This window comes from Streptomyces sp. W16 (assembly GCF_033194735.1).
GTDB lineage: Bacteria > Actinomycetota > Actinomycetes > Streptomycetales > Streptomycetaceae > Streptomyces.
The window spans coordinates 1-3,900 of record NZ_JAWOAI010000725.1; the positions used below are offsets into that span (position 1 = coordinate 1).

3 protein-coding genes and 2 pseudogenes are annotated in these 3,900 nt (G+C 71.8%); 4 read left to right on the plus strand and 1 reads right to left on the minus strand.

Annotated features, from left to right (window positions below; all coding sequences use genetic code 11):
- Window positions 1-281: pseudogene (locus tag R6V09_RS47935) on the plus strand (hypothetical protein); the annotation flags it as partial.
- Window positions 282-284: 3 nt separating this feature from the next.
- On the plus strand, window positions 285-1,595 hold the full coding sequence (locus tag R6V09_RS47940; protein WP_317887743.1) for an FtsX-like permease family protein: 1,311 nt from the start codon (window positions 285-287) through the stop codon (window positions 1,593-1,595).
- Between the two features lie 138 nt (window positions 1,596-1,733).
- Here the strand turns inward: R6V09_RS47940 and R6V09_RS47945 are convergent, their stop codons facing one another.
- A complete protein-coding gene (locus R6V09_RS47945) occupies window positions 1,734-2,303 on the minus strand; it encodes a TetR/AcrR family transcriptional regulator (RefSeq protein WP_317887744.1) in 570 nt (189 codons plus the stop codon).
- Between the two features lie 165 nt (window positions 2,304-2,468).
- On the opposite strand from R6V09_RS47945, the gene R6V09_RS47950 reads away from it, so the two are divergent.
- On the plus strand, window positions 2,469-3,326 hold the full coding sequence (locus R6V09_RS47950; protein WP_317887745.1) for an AAA family ATPase: 858 nt from the start codon (window positions 2,469-2,471) through the stop codon (window positions 3,324-3,326).
- A pseudogene (locus tag R6V09_RS47955) lies at window positions 3,323-3,900 on the plus strand (hypothetical protein); the annotation flags it as partial. The gene R6V09_RS47950 and the pseudogene R6V09_RS47955, both read left to right, overlap by 4 nt.

Here is a 3,900-nt window from a genome sequence, read left to right on the forward strand (position 1 = left end):
ACCGGCTGCTGCAGCGGCTGTGGCGCAACGTCGCGGACGAGCCGACCGGCGCCCTGGACACGCGCAGCGCGCGGGACGTGCTGCTGCTGTTGCGGGAGGCGGTGCGGGTGCACGGCCGGACGGTGGTGATGGTGACGCACGACCCGGTCGCGGCCTCGTACGCCGACTCGGTGGTGTTCCTCGCGGACGGCAGGCTCGCCGGCCGGATGCACGCGCCGACCGTCGACGCGGTCGCCGAGCGGCTGGCACACCTGGGCGACGACGTGACGGTGGGGGTGTGAGCGATGTTCGTACTGGCGATGCGTTCGATCCGGCAGCGGCCGGGCCGGTTCCTGGCGACCCTGCTGGCCGCGTTCCTCGGCGCGGCGATCATCATGACGTTCAACTCCCTGCAGGACACGGCGGCGCAGCACGGCATCGACTCGGTCAGCGCCGACACGCTGTCCACGTCGGCGAGTGTCGTCGGCGGCTACGGCACCCTGCTGGTGTTCTTCGCCGTCGCCTCGACGCTGACTGTCAACGTGCGGCAGCGGACAAGGGAGTTGGAGACGCTGCGCTGCTCGGGGGCGACTCCGGCGCAGCTGAAGCGGATGGTCGTGGGTGAGGCGGTGGCCGTCGCCCTGCTGGGCGCGGTCCTCGCCGTCGGTCCGGCGATGCTCGGCGGAGCGGCACTGCTCGGGGAGTTCCAGGACAGCGGCCAGGTGGCGCGGTCCGTCGACTACTCCTTCGGTCCCTACGCGCTGCAGTCGGGCCTCGGCATCACCCTGCTCGCCTCGGCGGGCGCCGCGTTCCTGGCCGTACGGCGGGCGACGCGCGGACGCCGACAGCCGGGCCGGGCAAGGACGTTGCTCGCGCACGGCGCGCTGGTCGCGGGTGTGGTGTCGGTGTCGGCGACCTTCGCGTTCTCCGCGACGGACGCGGCGCTGATGGCGGCACCGGCGTACGGGGCGATCCTGCTCTCGGTGGGACTGGCACTGCTGGCGCCACGGCTGTTGAAGGGGCTGCTCGACCGGCTCCAACTGGCAGGCGCGAGCGGCTGGTTGGCCGTACGCAATCTGCGCGAGCGGGCCGACCAGCTGGCCGGGATCCTGATGTCGCTGATCCTGTTCACGGCCGTATCCACCGCCACGCTCTACATGCAGGCGGTGGAGAGCGACGCGGTGCGGGACTCGGGGCTGACGAAGTCGGTGGACGCGAAGAACCTGGAGACGCTCAACTTCACGGTCGTCGGCATCATCGTGGTCTTCGTCTGCGTGATGCTGGTCAACTCGCTGTACGCGGCGACGACTTACCGCGCCCGGGAGTTCGGCGGACAGCGCCTGGCGGGCGCGACTCCGGGACAGGTGCTGCGCACGGTGGGCACCGAGACGGCGATCCTCACGGTCACCGGAGTGCTGTCCGGCACGGTGGCCGCGCTGGCGGGGATCATCCCGTTCACCATGGTCCGCACGGACTCGGTGCTGCCGCACCAGGGCCTCGGCATCTGGCTGGCGGTCGTCGCGGTGGCGGCGACGGTGACGCTGGGGACGAGCCTGCTGACGGCACGGCGGGTGCTGCGCACACCGGCGGTGGAGTCGGTGGCACTGGCCGCGTGAGTCCTGCCGGACGGGTCAGGGGCAGTCGCTACGGTGGCTGCCCCTTTGCCCACGGTCCTGCAGCACCCCTAAGGGGCGCGGGGAACTGCGCGACCAGCCCCCACGGCGCCGCAGCCAAAGAACGACATGACCCAACGCTCAGGCAACCCCGGCCGCATCCAACAACGTCCGCACAGTCTCGACGGTCAGCCCGTCCAGCGTCTCCAGCTTCGCCCCGGCGCGGGCGCTCGCGCCGTCGAAGACCAGCATCAACTGGCGTGCCAGCAGGGCGGGATCACGTGCACCGCCCAGCTCGGCCTGGGCGCGGAAGGCGTCCTGCAACGTCTCCTTGGCGGCGCGGGCGACCACGCTCGCCGGGTGCTCGGGGTCCTTCAGCTCGACCAGCGCGGCAAGGAAGGGACAGCCCATGTACGCGGGCTCGGTCGAGGCCTGCTCCGCCTGCTCGAAGACGTACAGGATGCGTTCGCGGGGCGTGCCGGCGTCGTCCGGGCCGGGCATGAGCCGCGCCGCGTAGCCGGGGGCGCGGCGCTCCAGGCTGGCGGCGAGTACCTCGTCCTTGCTGTCGAAGAGCTGGTACATCGACCGCTTCGAGACTCCGGCGGACCGGCACAGCGCCTCGACGCCGATGGAGACGCCGTCGCGGTAGAAGTGCTCGGCCGCCGCGTCGAGCAGCCGGTCTCGGGGGGACGCCTTGTCTGTCGTGGCCATACTGCGAGGTTACCGCGCCGGAGGCCGAGAGGAAACCGATCGGTGTACAGGCTTGCGCGGCGACGCGATCGCGGGTGACAGTGGAGGTGAACAAGCGCTTAGATATGTAGCTGGATGTCGATGCACCGCCCTCGATTCCTCGCCCTCGATCCGCCGGAGGCCCCGTTGTTCCGTTCCGTCGACGAAGTCGCCGCGCGCCTCGCCGAGACCGGCTATCTGGCCTCGCCCGCCGTCGCCACGACCGTCTTCCTCGCCGACCGCCTCGGCAAGCCGCTCCTCGTCGAGGGCCCGGCCGGTGTCGGCAAGACGGAGCTGGCCAAGGCCGTCGCCGAGGTCGCCGGGGCGGAGCTGGTCCGGCTCCAGTGCTACGAGGGCGTCGACGAGTCCCGGGCGCTGTACGAGTGGAACCACGCCAAGCAGCTGCTGCGCATCAGCGCGGGCCGCGACGAGAGCTGGGACGAGACCCGCACCGACATCTTCAGCGAGGAGTTCCTGCTCCCCCGCCCGCTGCTCACGGCGATCCGCGGCGACGCCCCGAAGGTCCTGCTGATCGACGAGACCGACAAGGCGGACGTCGAGGTGGAGGGCCTGCTGCTGGAGATACTCAGCGACTTCCAGGTCACCGTCCCGGAACTGGGCACGATCACCGCGACCCGCCGCCCCTTCGTGGTCCTCACCTCGAACGCGAGCCGCGAACTCTCCGAGGCGCTGCGCCGCCGCTGCCTGTTCCTCCATATCGGCTTCCCCGACGAGGAGTTGGAGCGTCGGATCGTACGGCTGAAGGTGCCCGGGCTCGGCGAGACGCTGGCCGAGTCGGTGGTCCGGGTGGTCGGGGCGCTGCGGGAGATGGAGCTGCGGAAGGTGCCGTCGGTGGCGGAGACCATCGACTGGGCCCGCACCCTCCTGGCCCTCGGCGCCGACACGCTCGACGAGACGGTCGTACGGGACACCCTCGGTGTGCTCCTCAAGCACCAGGACGACATCCTCAGGGCGGCGGCGAAGCTCGACCTGGACGCGGTGTGAGTGCCGCCGGTGTCGCCGAGCGGCTGACGGGCCTCGTCGGGGCGCTGCGCGCGCACGGTCTGCGGATCGGGACCGGCGAGACCGTGGACGCGGCGATGGCGATGGAGGCGCTCGGGTTCACGGACCGGGAGCTGCTGCGCGAGGGGCTGGCCGCGACACTGCTGCACGGGACGGCCCAACGCCCGGTGTTCGACCCGGTCTTCGACCTCTACTTCCCGCGCGGCATCGGAGCACCGCAGGGCGAGACCCCCGGCCGCGACGACCTCCGCGACCGGCTCGCTGCGGCGCTCGCCGCCAACGACCAGGCGATGATGGGTCAGTTGGCGGCGGAGGCGGTCGACGGTTTCGGCGGCTACGGCAACTCCCCCGGATCGGACGGCTGGTCGTCGCACCAGACCCTGGAGTGGCTGCGACCGCAGACGCTGCTGGCCCGGGTACGCACGAGCATCCGGGCACAGGGCGGGCAGTCCGGGTTCGCCGACCGGCTGCTCGACGACGAGATCCGGCAGCGTATCGAGGGCTTCCGGCGGCAGGTCGCCGCGGAGGCGCGGCGCCGGGTCGCCGAGCGGCGCGG

Excerpts from the sequence above, each read along its gene's own strand:
- R6V09_RS47945 (WP_317887744.1), bottom strand. The coding sequence starts at position 2,303 with ATGGCCACGACAGACAAGGCGTCCCCCCGAGACCGGCTGCTCGACGCG.
- R6V09_RS47940 (WP_317887743.1), top strand. The coding sequence starts at position 285 with ATGTTCGTACTGGCGATGCGTTCGATCCGGCAGCGGCCGGGCCGGTTC.